The organism is Bacillus sp. PS108, from assembly GCF_037963335.1.
Classification (GTDB): Bacteria; Bacillota; Bacilli; order Bacillales; family Bacillaceae; genus Bacillus; species Bacillus subtilis.
Genome location: NZ_CP150155.1, coordinates 2,947,133 through 2,969,771, shown reverse-complemented (window position 1 = coordinate 2,969,771; position 22,639 = coordinate 2,947,133). Strand labels below are relative to the sequence as shown.

Annotated in this window: 22 protein-coding genes; 17 read left to right on the top strand and 5 right to left on the bottom strand. The window is 45.5% G+C overall.

The window, feature by feature from the left end:
• The first annotated feature begins 176 nt into the window (after positions 1 to 176).
• Both NSQ16_RS15465 and NSQ16_RS15460 read left to right on the top strand, forming a co-directional pair.
• Positions 177 to 887: an ABC transporter ATP-binding protein gene (locus tag NSQ16_RS15465; RefSeq protein ID WP_003229230.1), complete on the top strand. Its 711-nt coding sequence runs from the start codon at positions 177 to 179 to the stop codon at positions 885 to 887.
• Entirely contained in the window at positions 884 to 2,041 is a 1,158-nt protein-coding gene (locus NSQ16_RS15460) for an ABC transporter permease (RefSeq protein WP_003229232.1), read from the top strand. Before NSQ16_RS15465 ends, NSQ16_RS15460 begins: the two co-directional genes overlap by 4 nt.
• Positions 2,042 to 2,080: 39 nt before the next feature.
• On the opposite strand, the gene pbuO is transcribed toward NSQ16_RS15460, so the two are convergent.
• Positions 2,081 to 3,379 carry a hypoxanthine/guanine permease PbuO gene (pbuO, locus tag NSQ16_RS15455; protein ID WP_003229234.1) on the bottom strand — a complete coding sequence of 433 codons (1,299 nt, stop codon included), beginning with the start codon at positions 3,377 to 3,379 and terminating at the stop codon, positions 2,081 to 2,083.
• Between the two features lie 96 nt (positions 3,380 to 3,475).
• On the opposite strand from pbuO, the gene pepV reads away from it, so the two are divergent.
• The gene (pepV, locus tag NSQ16_RS15450; protein WP_004399126.1) at positions 3,476 to 4,867 is read left to right on the top strand and encodes a dipeptidase PepV; all 1,392 of its coding nucleotides are present in this window, start codon (positions 3,476 to 3,478) and stop codon (positions 4,865 to 4,867) included.
• Between the two features lie 33 nt (positions 4,868 to 4,900).
• Here the strand turns inward: pepV and cysK are convergent, their stop codons facing one another.
• Positions 4,901 to 5,836: a cysteine synthase A gene (gene cysK / locus NSQ16_RS15445; RefSeq protein ID WP_003229237.1), complete on the bottom strand. Its 936-nt coding sequence runs from the start codon at positions 5,834 to 5,836 to the stop codon at positions 4,901 to 4,903.
• Positions 5,837 to 5,984: 148 nt separating this feature from the next.
• On the opposite strand from cysK, the gene thpR reads away from it, so the two are divergent.
• The 5 genes from thpR (at position 5,985) to NSQ16_RS15420 (ending at position 11,613) form a co-directional block, all read left to right on the top strand.
• Positions 5,985 to 6,536 (top strand): RNA 2',3'-cyclic phosphodiesterase, encoded by a 552-nt coding sequence (thpR, locus tag NSQ16_RS15440; protein WP_160245741.1) that lies wholly within the window; start codon positions 5,985 to 5,987, stop codon positions 6,534 to 6,536.
• Positions 6,537 to 6,561: 25 nt separating this feature from the next.
• Positions 6,562 to 7,476, top strand: coding sequence for a hypothetical protein (locus NSQ16_RS15435; RefSeq protein WP_029726421.1), 915 nt, complete (start codon positions 6,562 to 6,564; stop codon positions 7,474 to 7,476).
• A 48-nt stretch (positions 7,477 to 7,524) separates the two neighbouring features.
• Positions 7,525 to 8,454, top strand: coding sequence for a diacylglycerol kinase family lipid kinase (locus NSQ16_RS15430; protein WP_003229243.1), 930 nt, complete (start codon positions 7,525 to 7,527; stop codon positions 8,452 to 8,454).
• Positions 8,455 to 8,479: 25 nt separating this feature from the next.
• Entirely contained in the window at positions 8,480 to 10,636 is a 2,157-nt protein-coding gene (pulA, locus tag NSQ16_RS15425) for a type I pullulanase (protein WP_327837389.1), read from the top strand.
• 179 nt (positions 10,637 to 10,815) lie between these two features.
• On the top strand, positions 10,816 to 11,613 hold the full coding sequence (locus NSQ16_RS15420; protein ID WP_009967993.1) for a phosphotransferase family protein: 798 nt from the start codon (positions 10,816 to 10,818) through the stop codon (positions 11,611 to 11,613).
• On the opposite strand, the gene NSQ16_RS15415 is transcribed toward NSQ16_RS15420, so the two are convergent.
• Positions 11,614 to 11,892 (bottom strand): YtzH-like family protein, encoded by a 279-nt coding sequence (locus NSQ16_RS15415; RefSeq protein WP_003237926.1) that lies wholly within the window; start codon positions 11,890 to 11,892, stop codon positions 11,614 to 11,616.
• A 206-nt stretch (positions 11,893 to 12,098) separates the two neighbouring features.
• On the opposite strand from NSQ16_RS15415, the gene trmB reads away from it, so the two are divergent.
• The 3 genes from trmB (at position 12,099) to NSQ16_RS15400 (ending at position 15,438) form a co-directional block, all read left to right on the top strand.
• The gene (trmB, locus tag NSQ16_RS15410) at positions 12,099 to 12,740 is read left to right on the top strand and encodes a tRNA (guanosine(46)-N7)-methyltransferase TrmB (protein ID WP_021480321.1); all 642 of its coding nucleotides are present in this window, start codon (positions 12,099 to 12,101) and stop codon (positions 12,738 to 12,740) included.
• Between the two features lie 69 nt (positions 12,741 to 12,809).
• Entirely contained in the window at positions 12,810 to 13,655 is an 846-nt protein-coding gene (locus tag NSQ16_RS15405; RefSeq protein WP_168768961.1) for an MBL fold metallo-hydrolase, read from the top strand.
• 82 nt (positions 13,656 to 13,737) lie between these two features.
• Positions 13,738 to 15,438: an NAD-dependent malic enzyme gene (locus NSQ16_RS15400; RefSeq protein WP_168768960.1), complete on the top strand. Its 1,701-nt coding sequence runs from the start codon at positions 13,738 to 13,740 to the stop codon at positions 15,436 to 15,438.
• A gap of 52 nt (positions 15,439 to 15,490) precedes the next feature.
• Here the strand turns inward: NSQ16_RS15400 and NSQ16_RS15395 are convergent, their stop codons facing one another.
• A complete protein-coding gene (locus NSQ16_RS15395; protein ID WP_160221752.1) occupies positions 15,491 to 15,808 on the bottom strand; it encodes a PepSY domain-containing protein in 318 nt (105 codons plus the stop codon).
• A gap of 158 nt (positions 15,809 to 15,966) precedes the next feature.
• On the opposite strand from NSQ16_RS15395, the gene NSQ16_RS15390 reads away from it, so the two are divergent.
• Positions 15,967 to 17,040: a M42 family metallopeptidase gene (locus tag NSQ16_RS15390; RefSeq protein WP_014480574.1), complete on the top strand. Its 1,074-nt coding sequence runs from the start codon at positions 15,967 to 15,969 to the stop codon at positions 17,038 to 17,040.
• Positions 17,041 to 17,094: 54 nt separating this feature from the next.
• Here the strand turns inward: NSQ16_RS15390 and NSQ16_RS15385 are convergent, their stop codons facing one another.
• Entirely contained in the window at positions 17,095 to 17,541 is a 447-nt protein-coding gene (locus tag NSQ16_RS15385) for a YtoQ family protein (protein WP_003229263.1), read from the bottom strand.
• Between the two features lie 79 nt (positions 17,542 to 17,620).
• Here NSQ16_RS15385 and NSQ16_RS15380 point away from each other — a divergent pair, with 79 nt between their 5' ends.
• The 5 genes from NSQ16_RS15380 to sftA all read left to right on the top strand — a co-directional run bounded on the left by NSQ16_RS15380 (position 17,621) and on the right by sftA (position 22,550).
• Positions 17,621 to 17,737, top strand: a complete 117-nt coding sequence (locus NSQ16_RS15380) for a hypothetical protein (RefSeq protein WP_004399150.1) — start codon at positions 17,621 to 17,623, stop codon at positions 17,735 to 17,737.
• Between the two features lie 38 nt (positions 17,738 to 17,775).
• Entirely contained in the window at positions 17,776 to 18,099 is a 324-nt protein-coding gene (locus NSQ16_RS15375) for a thioredoxin family protein (RefSeq protein ID WP_024572891.1), read from the top strand.
• 14 nt (positions 18,100 to 18,113) lie between these two features.
• Positions 18,114 to 18,923, top strand: a complete 810-nt coding sequence (locus tag NSQ16_RS15370; RefSeq protein WP_009967991.1) for a DUF1444 domain-containing protein — start codon at positions 18,114 to 18,116, stop codon at positions 18,921 to 18,923.
• A 15-nt stretch (positions 18,924 to 18,938) separates the two neighbouring features.
• The gene (gene ytpR, locus NSQ16_RS15365; protein WP_076458270.1) at positions 18,939 to 19,544 is read left to right on the top strand and encodes a YtpR family tRNA-binding protein; all 606 of its coding nucleotides are present in this window, start codon (positions 18,939 to 18,941) and stop codon (positions 19,542 to 19,544) included.
• A 159-nt stretch (positions 19,545 to 19,703) separates the two neighbouring features.
• Positions 19,704 to 22,550: a DNA translocase SftA gene (gene sftA, locus NSQ16_RS15360; RefSeq protein ID WP_160221751.1), complete on the top strand. Its 2,847-nt coding sequence runs from the start codon at positions 19,704 to 19,706 to the stop codon at positions 22,548 to 22,550.
• Positions 22,551 to 22,639 lie beyond the last annotated feature (89 nt).

Below are 22,639 nucleotides of genomic sequence, written 5' to 3'. Positions count from 1 at the left end.
CCTCATTATACACGATATTGCAGTGATGAATCTAGGGATAACTCCTATTAATTTTTTCCAATTTCGCGTTGGGCAGCCATCCTTGTTGGATTACTATGTATTTCGGCTCAATATTATTATGGTTAAAGAAACTTTTTTTATTCTATTTCGTAGTAAATTTTGGAGGTGGGAGAGTTTTGACAAATTTGCTTGAAGCTTCAATAGAACAGGCCGGGTATACAAGCCGAAAAAAAGTGCTCACCGATGTTTTTCTGGAAGTCAGAAAAGGGGAACTGGTTGGACTGATCGGAGCTAACGGCGCAGGAAAAAGCACCGCAATCAAGGCGATACTCGGCCTTTCAGAAGATTTTAAAGGGCATATTGCCTGGAACGACTGTTCATTTGCATATATTCCGGAGCATCCGTCCTTCTACGAAGAACTGACGCTGTGGGAGCATTTGGATCTGATCAGCACACTTCACGGCATTGAAGAGAGTGAATTTGCGCATCGGGCCCAAAGCCTGCTGCAGACGTTTTCGCTAGATCATGTCAAACATGAGCTGCCTGTCACCTTTTCGAAGGGCATGCAGCAAAAACTAATGCTTATCCAGGCCTTTCTCTCTAAGCCGGATATGTATGTGATTGATGAACCGTTTATCGGCCTTGATCCGATATCGACGAAACGCTTTGTGGACATGCTTAAGGCTGAAAAAGAACGTGGAGCCGGAATTCTTATGTGCACGCATGTACTCGATACCGCGGAAAAAATCTGTGACCGGTTTTATATGATTGAGAAAGGTTCATTATTTCTCCAAGGCACGTTAAAAGATGTTCAGGACAAGACCGGATTAGAGGGGCAGTCATTGCTTGACTGTTTTTATAAGGCAGTTCAAGGTGATCGGCTATGAACGGGCGTACGCTCTTTTTTCGAAGGCTGTTTGACTATTATAAGTATCAGTTTAAAGTGTTGCATGCGGTCATTGACTGGACAGTCGCTCTCTATATCGTTTTGCCGGCGATTGCTTTTGTCATCTATCAGTATATTGATTTGATGAACGGAAGAGGCCTTCTTTATGAGTGGTCTGAAGTGGCGGAATGGAGATGGCTGTATGCTGTGTGTGTGCTGATCATGTTTACAGGTTCGATTCGTACATTTTTAATGGAAGCGGACAAAGTGTTTTTGCTGCAAAAGAAGGAAATCATCTATCAGCTCAAACGGTATGCGCTTTTGTATTCTTTTCTGGCCACGCTGGCTAAATGGCTGCTTCTCTTTTTCATTGTCCTTCCCTTGATCAGTCATTCTGTTCTCATCACATTCGCAGAAAGCACTGCTCTATTGTGTTATTTGTTTGGCCTTCATATATTCTTTTTATCCTTAAAGCAAGACAGGATCAGAAAGCCGCGCTCCATTTCGAGATGGATTGGCGATACCCTTGTCAGAGCTATTCTTTTTGCTGGTTCTGCTATCCTGATTGTTTTTACTGAGCGGCACTTGCTTGCGCTTTTTGGCATTTTATTTTTGTTTTTCTCAGTTATCCGCAGTTTGAAAAAGACAGCCTCGTTCACGGCTTTTGAAGCTGAGGTGACTGAAGAGAAAAAAAGCAGGCTTGCCCTTGCAGGACTTGTGATGATGATGAGTCAGGAGGCGGGAATGCCAAAAGTAAAAGACAGGATGAGAAGAAAACCATTATTATACCGAAATTCAAAAAGGATATTTAAAAGACGAACGATCTGCACAGGCTATAAGGAGTTGTTTTTTAAAGTTATGCTGAGGAATGGCGAGTATGCAAGGCAGATGTACATGCTACTGTCAGCTTTCACTGTTCTCATATTTGTTTCCCCAATTTGGCTGAAGGTGATTGCGCTGCTGGTATACACAGGGGTTTGCCGTTATATCCTGACGCTTATTTTTGACAAGGTCATGGATGCCCCTTTTTTAATTGGCACCGATAAGGAAAGTGATGAATATTATCGGGCCAGAAAAAGCTGTATCAACATCCTGCACTATGCGTTTGCCGCCTGTTGTTTTTTAGCGGCCGCTGTCTCTTTATTGTTTACATAAAAAACCCAAACGGCGACGTTTGGGTTTTTTGGTCTATCCTTATAAAATAAACAGCTGGATGAAAAACAGAATGGCGAAAACGATGACGAGCGGATGAATCTCTCTCCATTTTCCCCGCGCCGCTTTTACAATTGGGTACGAAATAAAGCCAAGCGCGATTCCTGTAGAAATGCTCGAGGTCAAAGGCATGGCTAGAATGACGAGAAACGCAGGAAATGCCTCGTCCATCTCTTTCCAGTTCATATTGGAAACTGAGCCCATCATCAGGCTGCCGACGATAATCAAAGCAGGCGAGGTGATGGCGGCTATACCTGACAAGGCGCTGACAAGCGGACTGAAAAACATTGAAGCCGCAAACATCACCGCGACAGTCAAAGCCGTAAGCCCCGTTCTTCCCCCGGCTGCGACACCGGCGGAAGACTCGATAAATGCAGTCGTCGGACTTGTGCCGAAAACAGCTCCTACTGTCGTCGCGGTTGAATCAGCAAGCAGCGCTTTTCGCACGTTCGGCAGCTTGTTGTTTTTCATCAGCCCGGCTTGCTCGGCAACTCCGATCATCGTGCCTGTCGTATCAAAAATGGTGACTAATAGAAAAGAAAAGACGACAGCGTACAGGCCGTGATGAATGACATCGCCAAAAGCGGTAAATGGATTTGAGATCATCAATCCTTCCGGCAAATGAGGAAGCGACATAAATCCCTTTGAAAAATGGAGCTGACCGGTGAAAAAGGCGATCAAAGCGGTAGCTGCCATTCCGATAAATAAAGCGCCGCTTACATTCAGCACCATCAGGACCACGCTGATCAAAAGGCCGACCAGCGTTAAAATAACACCAGGTGAATGCAGATTGCCGAGAGTGACCAGGTTTGACTCATCAGCTGCCACAATTCCCGCTTGACGCAAACCGATAAAAGCAATAAACAGCCCGATCCCTGTTGTGATCCCGTATTTTAAATTGTTTGGAATCGCTTCTATAAGTTGTTTTCTTAAAGGCGTTAACGATAGAATAATGAAGAGAACCCCTGCTGTAAATACTGCGCTGAAAGCTGTTGCGTACGTGATGCCGCCATCGCTTGCGCTTACGACATGAAAGGCTAAATAAGCGTTCAAGCCCATGCCGGGCGCAATAGCAATCGGATAATTTGCTGCCAGGGCCATCCACAGCGTTCCGACAATGGAGGCAATAATCGTTGCGGTGAACACCTGGTCGAAAGGAACCCCGGCGTTAGCCAGAATGACCGGATTGACCACGACGATATAGACCATTGTGAAAAAGGTCGTCAGCCCTGCTATGATTTCTTGCTTTATGGATGTTTGCTGCTCTTTTAGATGAAACATAGTATCCTCCAATTACGAACGTTTTAACAAAACACCATTAATATTATTCGTTTTATTTGGTTTTTGCAAGTCATTTCTTGCGGAAAGGGGATCATTATGAACTGGGAAGTTGAAGTGATCAGAAAAAAAGAGGATTTAATTCGTGATACACAGGAATTTTTGAGAATCAACAGTGTCATGGACGAAACAACCGCCGGACCCGGTAAACCGTTTGGAGAAGGGGTAAATGCCAGCCTGACTTCATTGCTGGAGCTTGGAGAAAAAGAAGGCTTTACAACAAAAAATCTTGACGGCTTCGCAGGTCATATTGAATGGGGGGAGGGCGATGACATTATCGGCGTACTTTGCCATGTTGACGTCGTGCCGCCGGGAGATGGGTGGACGAGTGATCCATTTTCAGCTGAAATCCGCAACGGACGGATTTATGCAAGGGGCGCCATTGATGACAAAGGCCCGACAATGGCGGCATTCTACGCGCTGAAAATCGTGAAAGACATGAATTTGCCCCTGTCCAAGCGAGTCAGAATGATTATCGGAACAGATGAAGAAAGTGATTGGAGATGCGTAGAGCATTATTTCAAGCATGAAGAAATGCCAACAATGGGCTTTGCGCCTGACGCCGATTTTCCGATCATTAATGCGGAAAAAGGGATCATCGATGCTTCTTTACTTATTCCGCACCGCCCAAATCAAGCTGAACCAAAGGCAGTGCTTGTCTCGTTTCAATCAGGCCTTCGCTTAAACATGGTGCCCGACGCTGCGGAAGCTGTCATTGAAGGGCCGAAAAATGAAGAGATTCTGTCTTCATTTAAAGACATGCTCCGCACGACGGACCAAAAAGGGGAAGCTGCAATAGAGAACGGACAGCTCATTTTGCGTATGTACGGTCTTTCCTGCCATGCGATGGAACCGAACAATGGGATCAATGCCGGCATTTTATTGTGCGAATTTCTCCAGCAGACTGAGCTTGACGATGCAGGAAAGCGGTTTGTGCAAGTTGTGACAGATAAGTTCTCAGGTGATACAAGAGGAAAAAAACTGGACATCGACTGTGAGGATGAAATCAGCGGAGAGCTGACATTAAATGTCGGAACACTGCGCTATAAAGAAGGGCAAGGAGGCGAGCTCGGGATCAATATCCGCTATCCTGTGACAGCAGAAAGCAAAGTGATCCGCGATACATTCGAAAGCGCATCTGAATTTGAGCTGGGAGAATTCAAAGACAGCAAGCCGCATCACGTGTCCGCAGATCATCCGTTAGTCAAAACCCTGCAAAAGGTTTATGAAGGCCAGCTGGGTAAAAAAGCTGACTTAATCTCAATCGGCGGGGGGACTTATGCGAGATCCTTAAAAGCCGGTGTCGCGTTCGGCCCGCTGTTCCCCGGACGCCCTGACAGCGCACACCAAAAGGATGAATATATCGAAATTGATGACCTGCTGAGATCGACAGCGTTATATGCTCAGGCCATTTACGAGCTTGCAAAATAAAAGGACCGGCTTCTGCTGAAGCCAGTCCTTTTTTTAAATAAATGACCATAAATCAGTTGATAAGTACCGTTCTCCTGTATCAGCTGTCATGCAGACCACAACTTTGTCAGGAGAGAGGCGTTTCGCTGTTTCGATTGCCGCGAAGCAGGCAGCGCCTGATGAAGGACCGACAAGAATTCCTTCTTCAGCAGCAAGCCGTCTTGTCGTCGTATACGCGTCTTCATCAGAGATTTTGATAATTTCATCATAAACGTCTTCATTTAAAATCGGCGGTATAAAGCCTGGGCTCGTTCCTACAAGTTTATGAGCGCCAGGTTTTCCGCCGGATAATACAGGCGAACCCGCTGGCTCAACAACATGGACCGTGATATCCGGAAAAAGCTCTTTGAGCGCCTCACCTGTTCCGGTAATGGTTCCGCCCGTTCCAGAGGAGGCTACAAAAGCGCCGAGCGGTTTTCCGATTTCCTCTATTGCCCGGGCGATTTCAGGCGCTGTTGTTTTCCGGTGCGCATCAGGATTGGCAGTGTTATCGAACTGCATTGGAATATAGCTGTTCGGAATTTGTTCGGCAAGCTCCTTCGCTTTTTTGATGCTGCCCGGCATTCTTTCCTCTCCGGGAGTTAATACAACCTCTGCGCCGTAAGCTTTAAGCAGGTTGATCCGTTCCTTCGTCATTGTATCAGGCATAACTAAAATTGCTTTATATCCGCGTGCTGCCGCATTCATGGCGAGCCCGATGCCGGTATTTCCGCTTGTCGGCTCTATAATAACTGATCCCGGCTTGAGTAAACCGTTTTGTTCAGCTTCTATGATCATTTGATAAGCGGCTCTGTCTTTCACACTGCCGCTCGGATTGAAAAATTCAAGCTTTAAATAGACTTGTGCCGCATTTTCCGGCTGAAGCCGATTCAATCTCACTAGCGGTGTATCTCCTATCAGATCAGCTGTGTTTGCAACGATTTTCAACATTGTCATTCCTTTCTGAATAAAACAAGTGTCATATAATATCCTAACATAATAAACGTTTGTGCGAGAGTGTTTTCATACACTATTCCTCTATCCGCACAGCCTCTTTATTGATAAAATAATAGCTGTCAAAGAAGGGAGTGTCAGACGGATGCCAGATATACGGCCTCATTATTTCATCGGCGTTCCCATACCTGAGGGAATTGCAAATCCGATCTACCAGGCTGCGAAAAACGAACCGGTATTGGCGTTTCAAAAATGGGTGCACCCGCTTGACTATCATATCACGTTAATTTTTCTCGGAGCGGCGGATGAGACACAAATAAAGAAGCTTGAAGGTTCGCTAGCAGAGATTGCTTCAGAAATTGACCCATTTTCAATTGAGTTTGGCAAGATAGATGTATTCGGCGACCGCAGAAGGCCGCGCGTTTTACATCTGGAGCCAAAGAAAAACAAAACGCTTGATAGACTGCGGGAACATACGAAGCAGGCTGTCCTTCAGGCCGGCTTTCAAGTGGAAAAAAGACCGTATCATCCTCATATGACGCTGGCAAGAAAATGGACAGGCGAAGAAGGATTTCCAGCTCATGTTCCGTTTGAAAGCGGCGAGGTTTCGATGATGGCTGAGCGGTTTTCGCTCTTTCAAATACACTTGAACCAATCACCAAAATACGAGGAAATATTCAAATTTCAATTATCTTAATTCATTGCGGAGTGGAGAAACAAACATGGCACAAATCATCAAAATTCATGATTATATATCAAGATATGAGCTTGATCCGTACCATTATATCAACCAGTTTGTACGTCTGAAAAAAGAGCGCTGGCTTTCACTAGTAGAAGCAGCGGAACGCCAGCATGAAGAAAGGCAAGCCAGAGCTGAAGAACCGGAACCGGTGCAGAAACGAAAAAAATTTTCATTGAAAAGAAGAAAAGAAGAGATAAAAGCCGATATACAAGAAGAGAGACACCAATGGTTTGAGGACGAAGAAGATATTCATGTAAGGCTCCCGAAGAGCAGGGTGGCGCTTGCTTCTTTTTATAAAAGGCATTTATATGATTTTCAGCTCAAATGGGCAAGCTCTACTCTTTCAGAAATATCTCAACTCTCAAACCAGGTGAAGCAGGACCGCATTTTGCGTTATCTGACCCAGCAGCTGCCTGATTCTTATTTTATTATGTATAAGCCTGTGCTGAAAATTCAGCAGGCGGCGGTTGAATTAAGCATTGTGATTATTTCTCCTCTGGAAATTTATTGCGTTTCTTTTTTAGAGGCTGAGGAAGACAGTGTCTACATAGGGTCTAAAAATCGTTTTTGGGACAAGAAAACAGCCTCTCAGACTGCATCAGTGTTAAATCCAGGGCTTAGCCTGTTTCGTACGGACTCGGTTGTGTCAAAGATCGTAAAGGAAAAACAGGCTGAGATCCCGGTTCGAAAATTGCTTCTGAGCAGAACGTCGTACATCGATTACCCGGAGCCGCCATACGGCTTAGAAATAGCGGATAAGCGGAGCGCGGAAGAATGGATTGAGCGGCAGAAGAAAAACACTGCTCCGATCAAACATCATCAGGTAAAGGCTGCAAAGGCTCTATTGTCTTACTGCATGTCTGACTCCTATCGCAGACAGGAGTGGCTGGAGTAAAAGAGAACGATTTGAGCGGTTTTCTCATAACATAAGCAGGTGAGAAAGATGAGCCATTGGTTTTTTATTATTAATCCGACAGCAGGACATCGAAACGGCCTGCGTGTTTGGAAGTCCATTCAAAAAGAATTGATCAAACGAAAGGTTGAGCACCGTTCATTTTTAACTGAACATCCGGGACACGCAGAGGTGCTCGCCAGACAGATTTCAACGATACAGGAATATAAGCTGAAGCGCCTGATCGTCATTGGCGGAGACGGAACCATGCATGAAGTTGTCAACGGGCTGAAAGATGTTGACGATATTGAGCTGAGCTTTGTGCCGGCGGGCGCGTATAATGATTTTTCGCGAGGGTTCTCTATTAAAAAAATCGATCTGATACAGGAAATCAAGAAGGTAAAGCGCCCGTTAACAAGAACCTTTCATTTAGGGAGCGTCAATTTCCTTCAGGATAAATCACAGATTCTTTATTTTATGAATCATATCGGGATCGGGTTTGACGCATATGTCAATAAAAAGGCGATGGAATTTCCGTTGAGACGGGTTTTTCTTTTTCTCCGCCTTCGATTTCTTGTGTATCCGCTTTCTCATTTGCACGCTTCGGCAACCTTTAAGCCGTTTACGTTAGCTTGTACGACGGAAGACGAGACGCGCGAATTTCATGATGTCTGGTTTGCCGTTGTATCCAACCATCCGTTTTACGGGGGAGGCATGAAGGCGGCGCCCTTAGCAAATCCGCGCGAGAAGACATTTGATATCGTAATCGTTGAAAACCAGCCGTTTTTGAAAAAATATTGGCTTTTATGTCTCATGGCATTTGGAAAACATACAAAGATGGATGGCGTTACGATGTTTAAAGCGAAGGACATTACATTTTACACGAAGGACAAAATCCCGTTCCATGCTGACGGTGAAATCATGGGCACTACCCCGTTTCGTCTGGCATCTAGTCCTTCCCCCCTAAGAATCAAAACATAAACGTGTTTGGAGGAGAGAGCTTCCGATGGTCAGCATCCGCCGCAGCTTCGAAGCGTATGTCGATGACATGAATATCATTACTGTTCTGATTCCTGCTGAACAAAAGGAAATCATGACACCGCCGTTTCGGCTTGAGACAGAAATAACAGATTTTCCTCTGGCTGTCAGGGAGGAATACTCCCTTGAAGCAAAATACAAGTACGTCTGCGTATCCGACCATCCTGTGACATTTGGAAAAATCCATTGCGTCAGAGCATCCAGCGGCCACAAAACGGATCTCCAAATTGGCGCGGTCATCCGGACGGCAGCGTTTGATGACGAATTTTATTATGACGGAGAGCTGGGCGCCGTTTATACCGCGGATCATACCGTATTTAAAGTATGGGCGCCTGCTGCAACCTCAGCTGCTGTCAAGCTTTCACACCCCAATAAAAGCGGGCGCACATTCCAAATGACTCGGTTGGAAAAAGGCGTCTATGCCGTTACGGTCACAGGTGACCTTCACGGATATGAGTATTTGTTTTGCATCTGCAACAATTCAGAATGGATGGAAACAGTTGACCCGTATGCCAAGGCTGTGACTGTAAATGGAGAGAAGGGCGTCGTCTTGCGCCCGGATCAAATGAAATGGACTGCTCCTCTTAAACCATTCTCACACCCTGTGGATGCCGTCATCTATGAGACGCACCTTCGCGACTTCTCCATCCATGAAAACAGCGGCATGATAAACAAGGGAAAATACTTAGCATTAACGGAAACTGATACACAAACCGCAAATGGCAGTTCTTCTGGACTGGCGTATATAAAAGAGCTCGGTGTTACACATGTGGAGCTTCTGCCGGTGAATGATTTTGTCGGAGTTGATGAAGAGAAGCCGCTTGATGCATACAATTGGGGATATAACCCGCTTCATTTCTTTGCCCCGGAGGGAAGCTATGCCTCAAACCCTCATGATCCTCAAACGAGAAAAACAGAGCTGAAACAAATGATCAATACCCTGCATCAGCACGGTCTGCGAGTCATTCTGGATGTTGTTTTTAACCATGTGTATAAGAGGGAGAATTCCCCCTTTGAAAAGACAGTGCCAGGTTATTTTTTCCGGCACGACGAATGTGGGATGCCATCAAACGGCACCGGCGTTGGTAATGATATCGCATCAGAAAGAAGGATGGCAAGAAAATTCATTGCGGATTGCGTGGTCTATTGGCTTGAAGAATACAATGTTGACGGCTTCCGCTTTGATCTCCTCGGGATTTTAGATATTGACACCGTGCTTTATATGAAAGAGAAAGCAACTAAGGCAAAGCCCGGAATCCTGCTTTTTGGAGAAGGGTGGGATCTGGCTACACCGCTGCCGCATGAACAGAAAGCTGCTTTGGCGAACGCGCCAAGAATGCCGGGCATCGGCTTTTTTAATGATATGTTTCGTGACGCTGTAAAAGGGAACACCTTTCACCTTAAGGCAGCAGGGTTTGCGCTCGGCAGCGGTGAATCAGCACAAGCTGTGATGCATGGAATTGCCGGGTCTTCCGGATGGAAGGCATTAGCACCGATTGTTCCGGAACCAAGCCAGTCCATCAATTATGTCGAATCACACGACAATCACACCTTTTGGGATAAAATGAGCTTTGCGCTTCCTCAAGAAAATGACAGCCGAAAGCGAAGCAGGCAAAGGCTTGCAGCCGCGATTATTTTGCTTGCCCAAGGGGTGCCGTTTATTCACAGCGGCCAGGAATTTTTCCGGACGAAGCAGGGAGTGGAAAACAGCTATCAATCCAGTGACAGCATCAACCAGCTCGACTGGGATCGCCGTGAAACATTCAAAGAAGATGTTCACTATATCCGCAGGCTGATCTCGCTGAGAAAAGCGCATCCTGCATTCCGTCTTAGGTCCGCTGCAGACATCCAGCGCCATCTTGAATGCTTGACGCTAAAAGAACACCTTATCGCATACAGGCTTTATGATCTTGACGAGGTTGACGAATGGAAAGATATCATTGTTATCCATCACGCGAGTCCAGACTCCGTCGAGTGGAGGCTGCCAAACGACATACCTTATCGGCTTTTATGTGATCCATCAGGATTTCAGGAAGACCCAACAGAAATCAAGAAAACGGTTGCAGTAAACGGCATCGGAACGGTTATCTTATATTTAGCATCAGATCTTAAGAGTTTTGCTTGACGAAGTTTGTGCTATAGCGCTAAAATTTAAAGGACGGCTATTGATTAGCATATGAGACTCTCAATAGCTGTCTTTTTTATTTTTATACGATTCGTACGAAAAAGGCATTCGCTGGATAGACTAGAAACGATTAGCCTTAATTCTAAAATATTTTAAGAAATGATGGGTTGAACATTGATATGAACTGGTTGGGACAATTACTAGGTAGCGATTGGGAGATCTTCCCCGCCGGAGGAGCTACAGGAGATGCATATTATGCGAAACATAACGGGCAGCAGCTTTTTTTAAAACGTAATAGCTCACCTTTTTTAGCTGTTTTATCCGCCGAAGGCATTGTTCCGAAGCTGGTTTGGACAAAACGGATGGAAAATGGGGACGTCATTACGGCCCAGCACTGGATGACCGGCAGAGAGCTGAAGCCTAAAGACATGAGCGGACGGCCCGTTGCTGAATTGCTTCGTAAAATACACACATCAAAAGCCTTGCTGGACATGCTGAAGAGACTTGGAAAAGAACCGCTGAACCCGGGGGCTCTTTTGTCTCAGCTGAAGCAGGCTGTATTTGCTGTGCAGCAATCTTCGCCGCTGATTCAAGAAGGGATCAAGTATTTGGAAGAACACCTGCATGAAGTGCATTTCGGTGAGAAAGTCGTTTGCCATTGTGATGTCAATCATAATAACTGGCTATTGTCTGAAGACAACCAGCTGTATTTAATTGACTGGGACGGCGCCATGATCGCTGATCCGGCGATGGACCTCGGGCCTTTGCTGTACCACTACGTCGAAAAGCCAGCTTGGGAGAGCTGGCTGAGCATGTACGGCATAGAGCTGACAGAAAGCCTTCGGTTGCGAATGGCTTGGTATGTGTTATCTGAAACAATTACTTTCATTGCCTGGCATAAAGCAAAAGGCAATGATAAGGAATTTCATGATGCAATGGAAGAGCTGCATATCCTCATGAAACGAATTGTTGATTAATCAGGAATACGAATCCATTTGCTCTACCCATTGAGACAGGCTGTTCTGATGCTCTTGTATGTGTGAGTCGATGGATTTGGACGATATTCCTGATTGGCTGTAGCGGTAAACATCTTCAAGCACGTTTTTGAAATTTGAATCAAGCTCGGTGTTTGCCATCAGTGATTTAATCACACGCTCAAGCTGCTCGTACTCTGCGACTGTTCCGCAGCAGTCCAATTGATGGTCAGTCAATATATCCTTCAATAAATGAACTTGATGCTCATAATGTAAACCCATAACGGTACACATCCCTTCAGTATCATACGGGTTAAATTGTTCAAAACAGAGCGTTTTTATACATGTGAAAGGAGTGTTCCAGCAGACGGGACCCTCTTTTTTTATGCGCTCGGCCTTAAGAGAGATACACTGGAAAAACGAGCTTGCGGGTCTTTTTAATTCATGGTATGTTGTTAGTCGAAATAATAGATAGAGGTGTCAATCATATGAGAATGCGCCACAAGCCTTGGGCTGATGACTTTTTGGCTGAAAACGCAGATATTGCCATCAGCAATCCTGCTGATTATAAAGGGAAATGGAACACAGTGTTTGGCAACGACAATCCGATCCATATCGAGGTTGGTACAGGAAAAGGCCAATTTATTTCTGGTATGGCCAAACAAAATCCCGACATCAATTATATTGGTATTGAGTTATTTAAAAGCGTCATCGTGACAGCCGTCCAAAAAGTAAAAGACAGCGAAGCGCAGAATGTAAAGCTTCTGAATATAGATGCGGACACGCTGACGGATGTGTTTGAGCCGGGGGAAGTGAAACGGGTCTACTTGAACTTTTCTGATCCTTGGCCGAAGAAACGGCATGAAAAACGCCGCCTGACATATTCCCACTTCCTCAAAAAATATGAAGAAGTAATGGGCAAAGGCGGAGCGATTCATTTTAAAACGGACAACCGAGGTTTGTTTGAGTACTCTTTGAAGAGCTTCTCTGAGTACGGCCTGCTGCTGACATACGTCAGTCTCGATTTGCATAACAGCAATCTGGAAGGCAATATTATGACAGAATATGAAGAAAAATTCTCTGCACTCGGCCAGCCGATCTATCGGGCTGAGGTTGAATGGAGAACGTAAAGACAGACTCTGACAGGAGTCTGTTTTTTTTATGGGCCGTTTGCTACCATGATGACAGGGGGGATGAAAATGGAAACAATGAAAATTGGTAATATCACGTTGACCTGGCTTGACGGGGGCGTGACGCATATGGACGGAGGTGCCATGTTCGGCGTCGTTCCAAAGCCGCTTTGGTCTAAAAAATATCCAGTCAATGAAAAAAACCAGATTGAACTAAGGACAGACCCTATTTTGATTCAAAAGGATGGGCTCAATATCATCGTTGACGCCGGAATTGGGTACGGCAAGCTGACTGATAAACAAAAACGAAACTATGGCGTGACACAAGAGTCGAATGTGAAACCATCATTAGCTGCACTCGGATTAACGGTTGCCGATATAGATGTGATCGCAATGACACACCTTCATTTTGATCATGCATGCGGTTTAACGGAGTATGAAGGTGAACGGCTTGTCTCTGTCTTTCCGAATGCAGTGATTTATACATCAGCTGTTGAATGGGACGAAATGCGCCATCCGAATATCAGGTCGAAAAATACGTATTGGAAAGAAAATTGGGAGGCTGTAGCTGGCCAAGTCAAAACCTTTGAAGACACCTTAACGATCACAGAGGGTATTAAAATGCATCACACCGGAGGCCATAGCGACGGACACAGCGTCCTGATATGCGAGGATGCGGGTGAAACTGCCGTACATATGGCAGATCTGATGCCGACACATGCCCACCGCAATCCGCTATGGGTGCTGGCTTACGATGATTATCCGATGACCTCTATCCCGCAAAAGCAGAAATGGCAGGCGTTCGCAGCAGAAAAAGACGCTTGGTTTATTTTTTACCATGATGCCGAGTATCGCGCCCTTCAATGGGAGGAGGACGGAAGCATCAAAAAGTCAGTTAAGCGAATGAAGCAATAGCATATTTTTATGTTTACCCTGCATGTTTTCCGGCTAATAATGCAAACCTAGTACTAATTATGCTCAGAAAGGAAGAGGCAGGGTGAAACAATTCAGAGTAACAAACGAAGGAGACATTCAAACAACATTAAGAGGCCTTGAAGTGCTCTCTGTTCCTTTTTTGAACAAAGGTGTTGCTTTTACTGAGGAAGAAAGAAAAGAACTTGGTTTAAAAGGCTTTCTGCCGCCCAAGGTATTAACAATTGATGATCAGGCGAAAAGAGCGTATGAACAATATTCCGCACAGCCTGACGATTTGAGCAAAAATGTCTATTTAACGGCGCTGCACGATCGGAATGAAACGCTGTTTTACCGCCTGATAAATGACCATTTAGGGGAAATGCTCCCGATTGTCTACACACCGACAGTCGGAACGGCAATCCAGAGATACAGCCATGAATACAGAAAACCACGAGGGCTCTATCTGTCAATCGATGACCCGGACGGTATGAAAGAAGCATTTAAACAGTATAAAGATCAAAGTGATACGATTGATTTAATTGTTGCAACTGATGCGGAAGGAATTTTAGGAATCGGTGACTGGGGCGTCGGAGGAATCGCGATTTCTATTGGCAAGCTGGCGGTTTATACAGCGGCTGCAGGCATTGATCCGAGCAGAGTGCTGGCTGTTGTTTTAGATGCGGGGACAAATCAGGAGAGCCTCTTGAACGACCCGCTTTATGTCGGCAACCAGCATTCCAGAGTGCGCGGGGAACGCTATGACCAATTTATTGACGACTACGTTGCGCTGGCGAGAGAAACATTTCCGAATGCATTGCTGCATTGGGAGGATTTCGGGGCGAAAAACGCGCGAAGCATTTTGAAACGCTATAAAGATAAAGTGTGTACCTTCAATGATGATATCCAAGGAACTGGCGCTGTTTCTTTGGCCGCAGTCTTATCCTGTGCAAAAGCGTCTAAAGTTCCGCTGAGAGATCACAGAGTTGTTATATTCGGAGCGGGAACGGCAGGAATCGGAATTGCCGAACAGCTGCGGGAAGCATTGGTGCGCGAGGGACTGAGTGAAGAAGAATCATACAAGCGCTTCTGGTGCATAGACAGAAACGGGCTGTTAACAGATGATATGGATCAGCTTCTTGATTTCCAAAAGCTGTATGCCCGTTCGGCTGAAGAAGTGAAGGATTATCAGCGGAACGGAGACGGCGGAGGCATTGATCTTCTTGAAGTGGTCCGGCAGGCAAAACCCACGATCCTGATCGGCACATCTACGGTTTCCGGCGCTTTCACTGAAGAAATTGTAAAAGAAATGGCGTCACATGTGAAACGGCCGGCGATTTTGCCAATGTCAAATCCGACAACTCTTTCTGAAGCAAAGCCGGAGGATTTAATCGAATGGACAGAAGGCCGTGCGCTGATCACGACAGGAAGCCCGTTCCCGCCAGTTGAATATAACGGAGTTACGTATCATATCGGGCAGGCAAACAACGCGCTTGTCTTCCCTGGTCTCGGTCTTGGAACGATTGTTACCAAATCAAAATTAATTACCGACGGCATGTTTGAAGCATGTGCCCGGGCAATCGCAGGTATGGTCAATGTCGGGGTGCCTGGCGCGCCGATGCTTCCAAAAGTTGAAGATTTGCGCACTGTTTCGGCAACCGTTGCTGTTGAAGTTGCAAAAACCGCAATGAAGGAAGGCGTCGCTACGGAAGAACCTGAAGACATTATACAGGCAGTGCAGGATGCGATGTGGTATCCGGTATACAAACCGATTCGCGCGATATAATAAAAAAGAGCCGCTGCGTAGGCAGCGGCTTCTATTTTTTGCTTGTCCGGTGTTAAGAGGCGATTGTATCAATGACATCAACAATTTCTCCCGTTTTCGCATCCACCATGACTTCATACTGTTCTAATTCTCCGAAAGCTGATCGTGTAATGCCGGTTTTGTATACATGTACCGTTTCTCCGTTAATATTGTAGGGCTCCGGCTGGGTGTAAATCCATGATCCGTCAATCGGGCCCCGCTGCTTAAAAGCAGACTTTACAATTCGAAGCGCTTTTTCTGAAGAAATATAAGGCTTCATCACATATTGTTTCACAACGACAGCCGTACAAATTCCAAGTCCTGCTCCTAAAAGAAGATGACGCAATTTCAAAATAAAGCACCTCCTGGTTGATCGTACTTTTCATTATACAGAAACAGCCAAATCCTGTTAAGCAATACGCGGCTGATCGAGCAGATTGGGTCAGGGTGCTTGGAAAACTTCATTGTTTCTAATAAAATAAAAGGACTACATAGAAATGAGGGGAAAACATGAATCAAGAAACGAAAGCGCTTTTCCAAACACTGACGCAGCTTCCCGGCGCGCCGGGCAATGAGCATCAGGTTCGTGCTTTTATGAAGCAGGAGCTAGCCAAATATGCCGATGACATCGTTCAGGACAGACTGGGAAGTGTTTTCGGAGTCAGACGAGGCGCAGAGGACGCACCGAGAATTATGGTAGCCGGGCACATGGACGAAGTCGGCTTCATGGTGACATCCATTACAGACAACGGGCTGCTCAGATTCCAGACGCTCGGAGGCTGGTGGAGCCAGGTTTTGCTTGCGCAGCGGGTTGAAATTCAAACAGATAACGGGCCGGTTCCGGGTGTGATTTCAAGCATACCGCCGCATTTATTGACAGATGCGCAGCGAAACCGTCCGATGGATATCAAGAACATGATGATCGACATTGGAGCGGATGATAAGGAAGACGCCATCAAAATCGGCATTAAACCGGGACAGCAGATCGTGCCTGTTTGTCCGTTTACGACGATGGCGAATGAAAAGAAAATTTTATCAAAAGCATGGGATAACAGATATGGATGCGGCTTAAGCATTGAACTTCTGAAGGAATTACACGGTAAAGAGCTTCCGAATACACTCTATGCGGGTGCAACGGTTCAGGAAGAAGTAGGGCTAAGGGGCGCGCAGACGGCTTCTCATATGATTAAACCGGACTTGTTTTTCGCCCTTGACGCCAGCCCGGCAAACGATATGAGCGGAGACAAAAATGAATTCGGCCAGCTTGGAAAAGGCTTTTTGCTGCGCATTCTTGACAGAACGACAGTCATGCATCGCGGAATGAGGGAATTCGTTCTTGATATGGCTGAAACGCATGATATTCCATATCAATATTTTGTATCCGGCGGGGGAACAGACGCAGGCAAGGTTCATATTTCGAACAGCGGTGTGCCGTCAGCGGTTATCGGAATATGTTCCCGCTATATTCATACAAACGCTTCTATCATTCATATTGATGATTATGCTGCTGCTAAAGAAATGCTCATCAAACTTGTAACAGCCTGCGATAAGCAGACAGTGGATGCGATTAAAGAAAATATGTAGGTTTCATAAAAGCTTGTTGAACGAGCAGTAAGCCCGGATCGACAAGCTTTTTTCTTATTCTGTTTCAAATAGATAGGAAAGGGCCTTAATGGCTTGGTTAACGGTTTCGACCGTTATATTCGCTTTATTGGAAAGCTCTTTTAAAGGATGGTGGAGCGATTCTGGCCGGATGATAATCAGGGGTTTTCCTTTTGCGATCGCATATGATGCATCCATTGCCGTGTTCCACTGTTTGTACTTTTCGCCAAACAGGGCGATCACAAAGTCTGCTTTATTCATCAGGACGGCGGTTCTGAAGTTGTTGATGTCAGAGGCTTTGTCATCCTTTAAAACGGCATTTGGCTGTACGCCCATAATTTCTTCACCAATATTGTCTGAGCGGTCATGATTCTCCATCGGGCCAACAAACGTAATCGGGAGCTTCAGTGATTTTGTTTTTTCTTTAATTTCCTCGCGCCAATTGCTGTGGATTTCTCCTGCTAAATAGACGATAAACTCCATAATAAAAATCCCTCCTTATGTATATCCATCTGTAAATTTCACCCTCATGTACACGATGTTAAACGAAACGAGCTTGATAATGCAAATAAAATATGATAATGATAATGGGAAAGCCAATCTTACATATTCATTCGTTGCATATAAGTGGTTTTGCCTCAAGCAGTTTGGTATGATCCAAATGGACGAGTATCGATAAAAAACATGTAAGAACTTAAACAATTGGAGGGATATGAAATGAAAAAAATTGAATCAACTCAAGAGTTGGAAAAAGCGGTACAGGATGATTGGGCTGTATTTATGTTTTCTGCCGATTGGTGCCCGGATTGCCGTTTTGTAGAGCCTTTCCTGCCTGAACTGGAAGCGAATTTTCCTGAATTCACCTACTACTACGTAGACCGTGACAAATTCATTGATACATGTGCAGAGTGGGAAATTTACGGAATCCCAAGCTTTGTGGTGTTTAATGAAGGAAAAGAAGTAAATCGTTTTGTGAGCAAAGACCGCAAAACAAAAGAAGAAATTGAACAGTTTTTAACAGACTCTCTCGCTAAAGCGTAAAGGAGGACATCGGTTTGAAAATGACCTCAAGGAAGCTGTCAGATATACTGAAACAGCGCCTTCAGCACGAGAATCGCTCCTTTCTGTTTGACAGAGAAAAAGACACCCTCCGTGTTGAGGATCAAACGACTAAAAAAGGGATTACGCTCGATTTGCCGCCGATTATTGCAAAATGGGAACTGAAAAAAGACGAAGCCATTGATGAGATCGTGTACTATGTCTCCGAAGCGATGACGGCAATGGAAGGGAAGGCTCAGGAAATGACCGGGAAAGAAACTCGCATTTATCCGGTCATCCGCTCGACTTCCTTCCCGGACAAGTCCAGTGAAGATATCCCGCTCATTTATGACGATCATACCGCAGAGACAAGAATTTATTACGCGCTTGATCTCGGGAAAACCTACCGTTTAATTGACCAGCGCATGCTTGAGAAAGAAAACTGGACAAAAGAGCGGATCAGAGAGACGGCCGCATTTAATCTCCGTTCCCTGCCGACGGTTGTCAAAGAGGATACGGTTGCCGGCAATTACTTTTATTTCTTCAGGGCAAACGACGGATACGACGCAAGCCGGATTTTGAACGAAGCGATCTTAAATGAGTATAAGCAGCATGCAGAAGGGGAGCTGGCGATCTCTGTTCCTCATCAGGACGTTTTGATTCTTGCTGACATCCGGAATGAATCGGGGTATGATATTCTAGGACAAATGTCGATGAGCTTCTTTGCAGGCGGCACCGTCCCGATTACCGCCCTATCATTTTTGTACAATGAAGGAAAGCTGGAACCGGTGTTTATCCTGGCGAAAAGCCGTCCGAAAAAGGATTAGAAAGGATTTTTACTTATGAACGCTTTTTATAATAAAGAAGGTGTGGGAGACACGCTCCTGATCTCTCTTCAAGATGTGACACGCGAACAATTAGGCTATGAAAAACACGGCGATGTCGTCAAAATTTTCAATAACGAAACAAAAGAAACAACGGGCTTCAACATTTTCAATGCGTCTTCTTACTTGACCATTGATGAAAACGGCCCTGTTGCGCTCTCAGAAACATTCGTGCAAGATGTGAATGAGATTTTAAACAGAAACGGCGTTGAAGAAACATTAGTTGTTGATTTATCTCCGAAGTTTGTTGTGGGTTATGTAGAATCAAAAGAAAAACATCCGAATGCGGATAAATTAAGCGTATGTAAAGTCAACGTAGGAGAAGAAACGCTTCAGATCGTCTGCGGCGCGCCTAACGTTGACAAAGGCCAAAAAGTTGTCGTTGCCAAAGTCGGTGCTGTGATGCCTAGCGGACTTGTCATTAAGGATGCAGAGCTTCGCGGCGTTCCGTCAAGCGGGATGATCTGCTCAGCGAAAGAGCTTGATTTGCCGGATGCCCCTGCTGAAAAAGGAATCCTTGTGTTAGAAGGAGACTATGAGGCGGGAGACGCATTTCAGTTTTAGACTCCCATAAATCCGCCAAAAAAAACGAATCATGTGAAAAGCCGCTAAGCCCTTGTTTAGCGGCTTTGTTTCTGCTGATAGCTTAATCTTTTCTGGGCCGACCAGCAGTGGTATACTAAAAACCGTCCCAGAAAACTATAAGGGAGTTAGAGATAAATTATGAGTTGGCTTCATAAATTTTTTGATTTGTTTTTAGGCGAAAGCGAAGAGGATGCTGAACGGGAGACAAAACCCGCTCAAATTCCGCAGCAACAAGAAGTACATCATCCTGAAGGACAATTAAAAAGATTGGAAGATCCTAAAATATATTATGAATATCCAAAAGGCAAATTCCGTTTTCCAGTCGTGCCTGACGGATACAAAAATCATGACCTGAGAAGGCGCCGCACACCATCGGACGAACCGAAATCCGCGCCTCGTCCAAGTGTTGCACCTTACAGAGAGCGTCCCAGAAATGAAGAAGAGCAGCATACATATCAAGCAGCAGAGCCGGCGAAGAAACCGTTTAAACCGACAAATATCCCTTCGCCTGTCTATGGATTCAATCAAAAACCAACTGTTAAAAAGGATGTGCCGAAAAAGCCTTCTGAAACATTGAACGAACCGGATAAATCGGTAAAAGAGAAGGTAACACTGCTGTCAGAAGAGATTGAACGTGAACGCGGCTATCCTGCTTCAGACACACAGGCGCATTCCAAAAAAGAAAGTCCTTTCTTCCCGGATACCCAATTTGAAAAACAGCCTTCTGGCGTTTTAAACAGAAAGGATACGGAGCATGATGAGGCGCTGGCGAAACGGCCAGCCGAGCCGTCAGGTAACAAAGTGCCATTTGAGTCAGGCGTTCAACAGCCGGAAAAAGAGGAGCCTTCCTTCCCAGCTGAACATGCCGAAGAGCAAACACCGCCTGAGATGCTCACAGATACGGCGGCTGAAGGGCTTTCAGACAGTGAAGTAGGCCGCGAAGAGGAGGAAGAACAAAGGGAGCAGCAGCCAGAGAAACTTGAAGAGCCTGTTTTCTCCGCTGAACTTGATGAAGAGCAAATAGCTCCTGAATCTCAGACAGAGGCAGTATCTGAGGATGAAAAAGCAAAAGAGCCGTCAGACAGCCCAGTATACAATCATCATGAAAACGCGGCAGAAGGTGCTGAGTCCCCGTTCGTTCAAGAAGAACAAATGGACATTCGTCAGGCAGACCCTTTATTTACTGATCATGAGTATTCATCAGAGGCTCTGGCTCAAGCAGAAACTGTGGCAAAAGAATCAGAAGAGCCATCAGACAGCATAATAAATAATCATTATGACATCCTGGGAGAGGCTCAGGAAACGAAGATAGATGTTCAGCCAGACAGCCATACAGAGCTTGAGAAAACTGAACACATGGAGCAGGGTTCCAAATCGTTTACTGCAACTCTTGAAAATCGGCAGGGAATTCGCGCAGACAAACCTCGCGAAGCTTCAGAAGAGCCGAAAAAAAGGCCTGTTGTACAGGAGAAAAGGACTGAACAAAGCGCATCTTCTCAAAAAGGGCCATCCGTTCCTTTTAATGTGATGATGCTGAAAAGAGATACGCATAAACAGCAAAAAGCAGAGGAGCGCCGCGGCAGCTATGTATTTCCGAATGTTGCACTGCTTGATGTCCCGCCAGCGCAGGTTCAAGATGATACTGCGTGGATCGAAGAACAGCGTCAGCTTCTTGATTTGACCTTGAAAAACTTCAATGTCCGCGCCAATGTGGTCCATGTAACCCAGGGTCCGTCTGTCACGAGATTTGAAGTGCATCCTGAACCGGGTGTAAAGGTGAATAAAATCACCAACTTGTCCGATGATATTAAACTCAGTCTCTCAGCGAGAGATATTCGGATTGAAGCGCCGATTCCGGGGAAAAACACGATCGGAATTGAAGTGCCGAACCGCACGAGCAAGGTGGTTGATTTGCGCCAAATGATTCGCAGCTCAGCTTTCAGGACAAGCAAGTCACCGCTCACAGCTGCGCTGGGATTAGATATTTCAGGAAATCCTGTTGTTATCGACTTGAAGAAAATGCCGCATGGCTTGATTGCCGGCGCTACAGGCTCCGGAAAAAGCGTATGCATCAATACAATATTAGTCAGCCTGCTTTATAAAGCTGACCCGAGTGAGGTAAAGGTGCTGCTGATTGATCCGAAAATGGTAGAGCTGGCCCCTTACAATAAAATTCCTCACCTCGTCAGCCCGGTCATTACTGATGCTAAAGCGGCTACAGCTGCTTTGAAATGGGTCGTTGAGGAAATGGAGCGCCGCTATGAGCTTTTTGCCCATTCAGGTGTCCGCGATATTGACCGCTTTAATCAATTAACCGCTGAACACCAAATGGGTGAAAAGCTGCCATATTTAGTTGTCATTATTGATGAGCTTGCAGATTTGATGATGGTGGCTCCAAACGATGTGGAAGAAAGCATTGCGCGGATCGCCCAAAAAGCCAGAGCGTGCGGTATCCATCTTCTCGTCGCAACTCAGCGTCCGTCAGTCGATGTCATAACAGGTCTGATTAAGGCGAATATCCCGACGAGAATCGCCTTTTCTGTCTCAAGCCAGGTTGATTCCCGAACAATTATTGACATAGCCGGTGCAGAAAAGCTTCTCGGAAAAGGGGATATGCTCTTTTTGGAAAACGGATCGGGAAAACCGGTACGTCTGCAAGGTAACTTTGTGTCAGACCGGGAAATCGACCGCGTCGTTTCCCACGTCAGAAGCCAAATGCCGCCGACCTATTTATTTGAACAAGAAGAGCTCGTAAGACAAGGATCAGCCCTGAAAGAAGAGGACGAACTGTTTTACGAAGCGTGTGAGTTTGTTGTAGAGCAAAACAGTGCGAGCACTTCAAGCCTGCAAAGAAGATTCAGAATCGGTTACAATCGTGCGGCAAGGCTGATCGACATGATGGAAGCGGAAGGCATGATCTCTGAGGCAAAAGGAAGCAAGCCTCGAGAGGTGCTGATCACAGCAAGTGATTTAATAAACGAATAATATGGGTTCATTTTCACACCAAACATGGTATGATAGTGTTTAGAGCATTTAACAGCTATGCCGCTTTACAGCAGCTGTGCATAGACAAA

Excerpts from the sequence above, each read along its gene's own strand:
- NSQ16_RS15420 (WP_009967993.1), top strand. The coding sequence starts at position 10,816 with ATGAACTGGTTGGGACAATTACTAGGTAGCGATTGGGAGATCTTCCCC.
- ytpR (WP_076458270.1), top strand. The coding sequence starts at position 18,939 with ATGAACGCTTTTTATAATAAAGAAGGTGTGGGAGACACGCTCCTGATC.
- NSQ16_RS15380 (WP_004399150.1), top strand. The coding sequence starts at position 17,621 with ATGCAAATAAAATATGATAATGATAATGGGAAAGCCAATCTTACATAT.
- pbuO (WP_003229234.1), bottom strand. The coding sequence starts at position 3,379 with ATGTTTCATCTAAAAGAGCAGCAAACATCCATAAAGCAAGAAATCATA.
- NSQ16_RS15375 (WP_024572891.1), top strand. The coding sequence starts at position 17,776 with ATGAAAAAAATTGAATCAACTCAAGAGTTGGAAAAAGCGGTACAGGAT.
- NSQ16_RS15435 (WP_029726421.1), top strand. The coding sequence starts at position 6,562 with ATGGCACAAATCATCAAAATTCATGATTATATATCAAGATATGAGCTT.
- thpR (WP_160245741.1), top strand. The coding sequence starts at position 5,985 with ATGCCAGATATACGGCCTCATTATTTCATCGGCGTTCCCATACCTGAG.
- pepV (WP_004399126.1), top strand. The coding sequence starts at position 3,476 with ATGAACTGGGAAGTTGAAGTGATCAGAAAAAAAGAGGATTTAATTCGT.
- NSQ16_RS15430 (WP_003229243.1), top strand. The coding sequence starts at position 7,525 with ATGAGCCATTGGTTTTTTATTATTAATCCGACAGCAGGACATCGAAAC.
- pulA (WP_327837389.1), top strand. The coding sequence starts at position 8,480 with ATGGTCAGCATCCGCCGCAGCTTCGAAGCGTATGTCGATGACATGAAT.
- NSQ16_RS15385 (WP_003229263.1), bottom strand. The coding sequence starts at position 17,541 with ATGGAGTTTATCGTCTATTTAGCAGGAGAAATCCACAGCAATTGGCGC.
- NSQ16_RS15405 (WP_168768961.1), top strand. The coding sequence starts at position 12,810 with ATGGAAACAATGAAAATTGGTAATATCACGTTGACCTGGCTTGACGGG.
- NSQ16_RS15415 (WP_003237926.1), bottom strand. The coding sequence starts at position 11,892 with ATGGGTTTACATTATGAGCATCAAGTTCATTTATTGAAGGATATATTG.
- NSQ16_RS15390 (WP_014480574.1), top strand. The coding sequence starts at position 15,967 with ATGAATCAAGAAACGAAAGCGCTTTTCCAAACACTGACGCAGCTTCCC.
- cysK (WP_003229237.1), bottom strand. The coding sequence starts at position 5,836 with ATGTTGAAAATCGTTGCAAACACAGCTGATCTGATAGGAGATACACCG.
- trmB (WP_021480321.1), top strand. The coding sequence starts at position 12,099 with ATGAGAATGCGCCACAAGCCTTGGGCTGATGACTTTTTGGCTGAAAAC.
- sftA (WP_160221751.1), top strand. The coding sequence starts at position 19,704 with ATGAGTTGGCTTCATAAATTTTTTGATTTGTTTTTAGGCGAAAGCGAA.
- NSQ16_RS15460 (WP_003229232.1), top strand. The coding sequence starts at position 884 with ATGAACGGGCGTACGCTCTTTTTTCGAAGGCTGTTTGACTATTATAAG.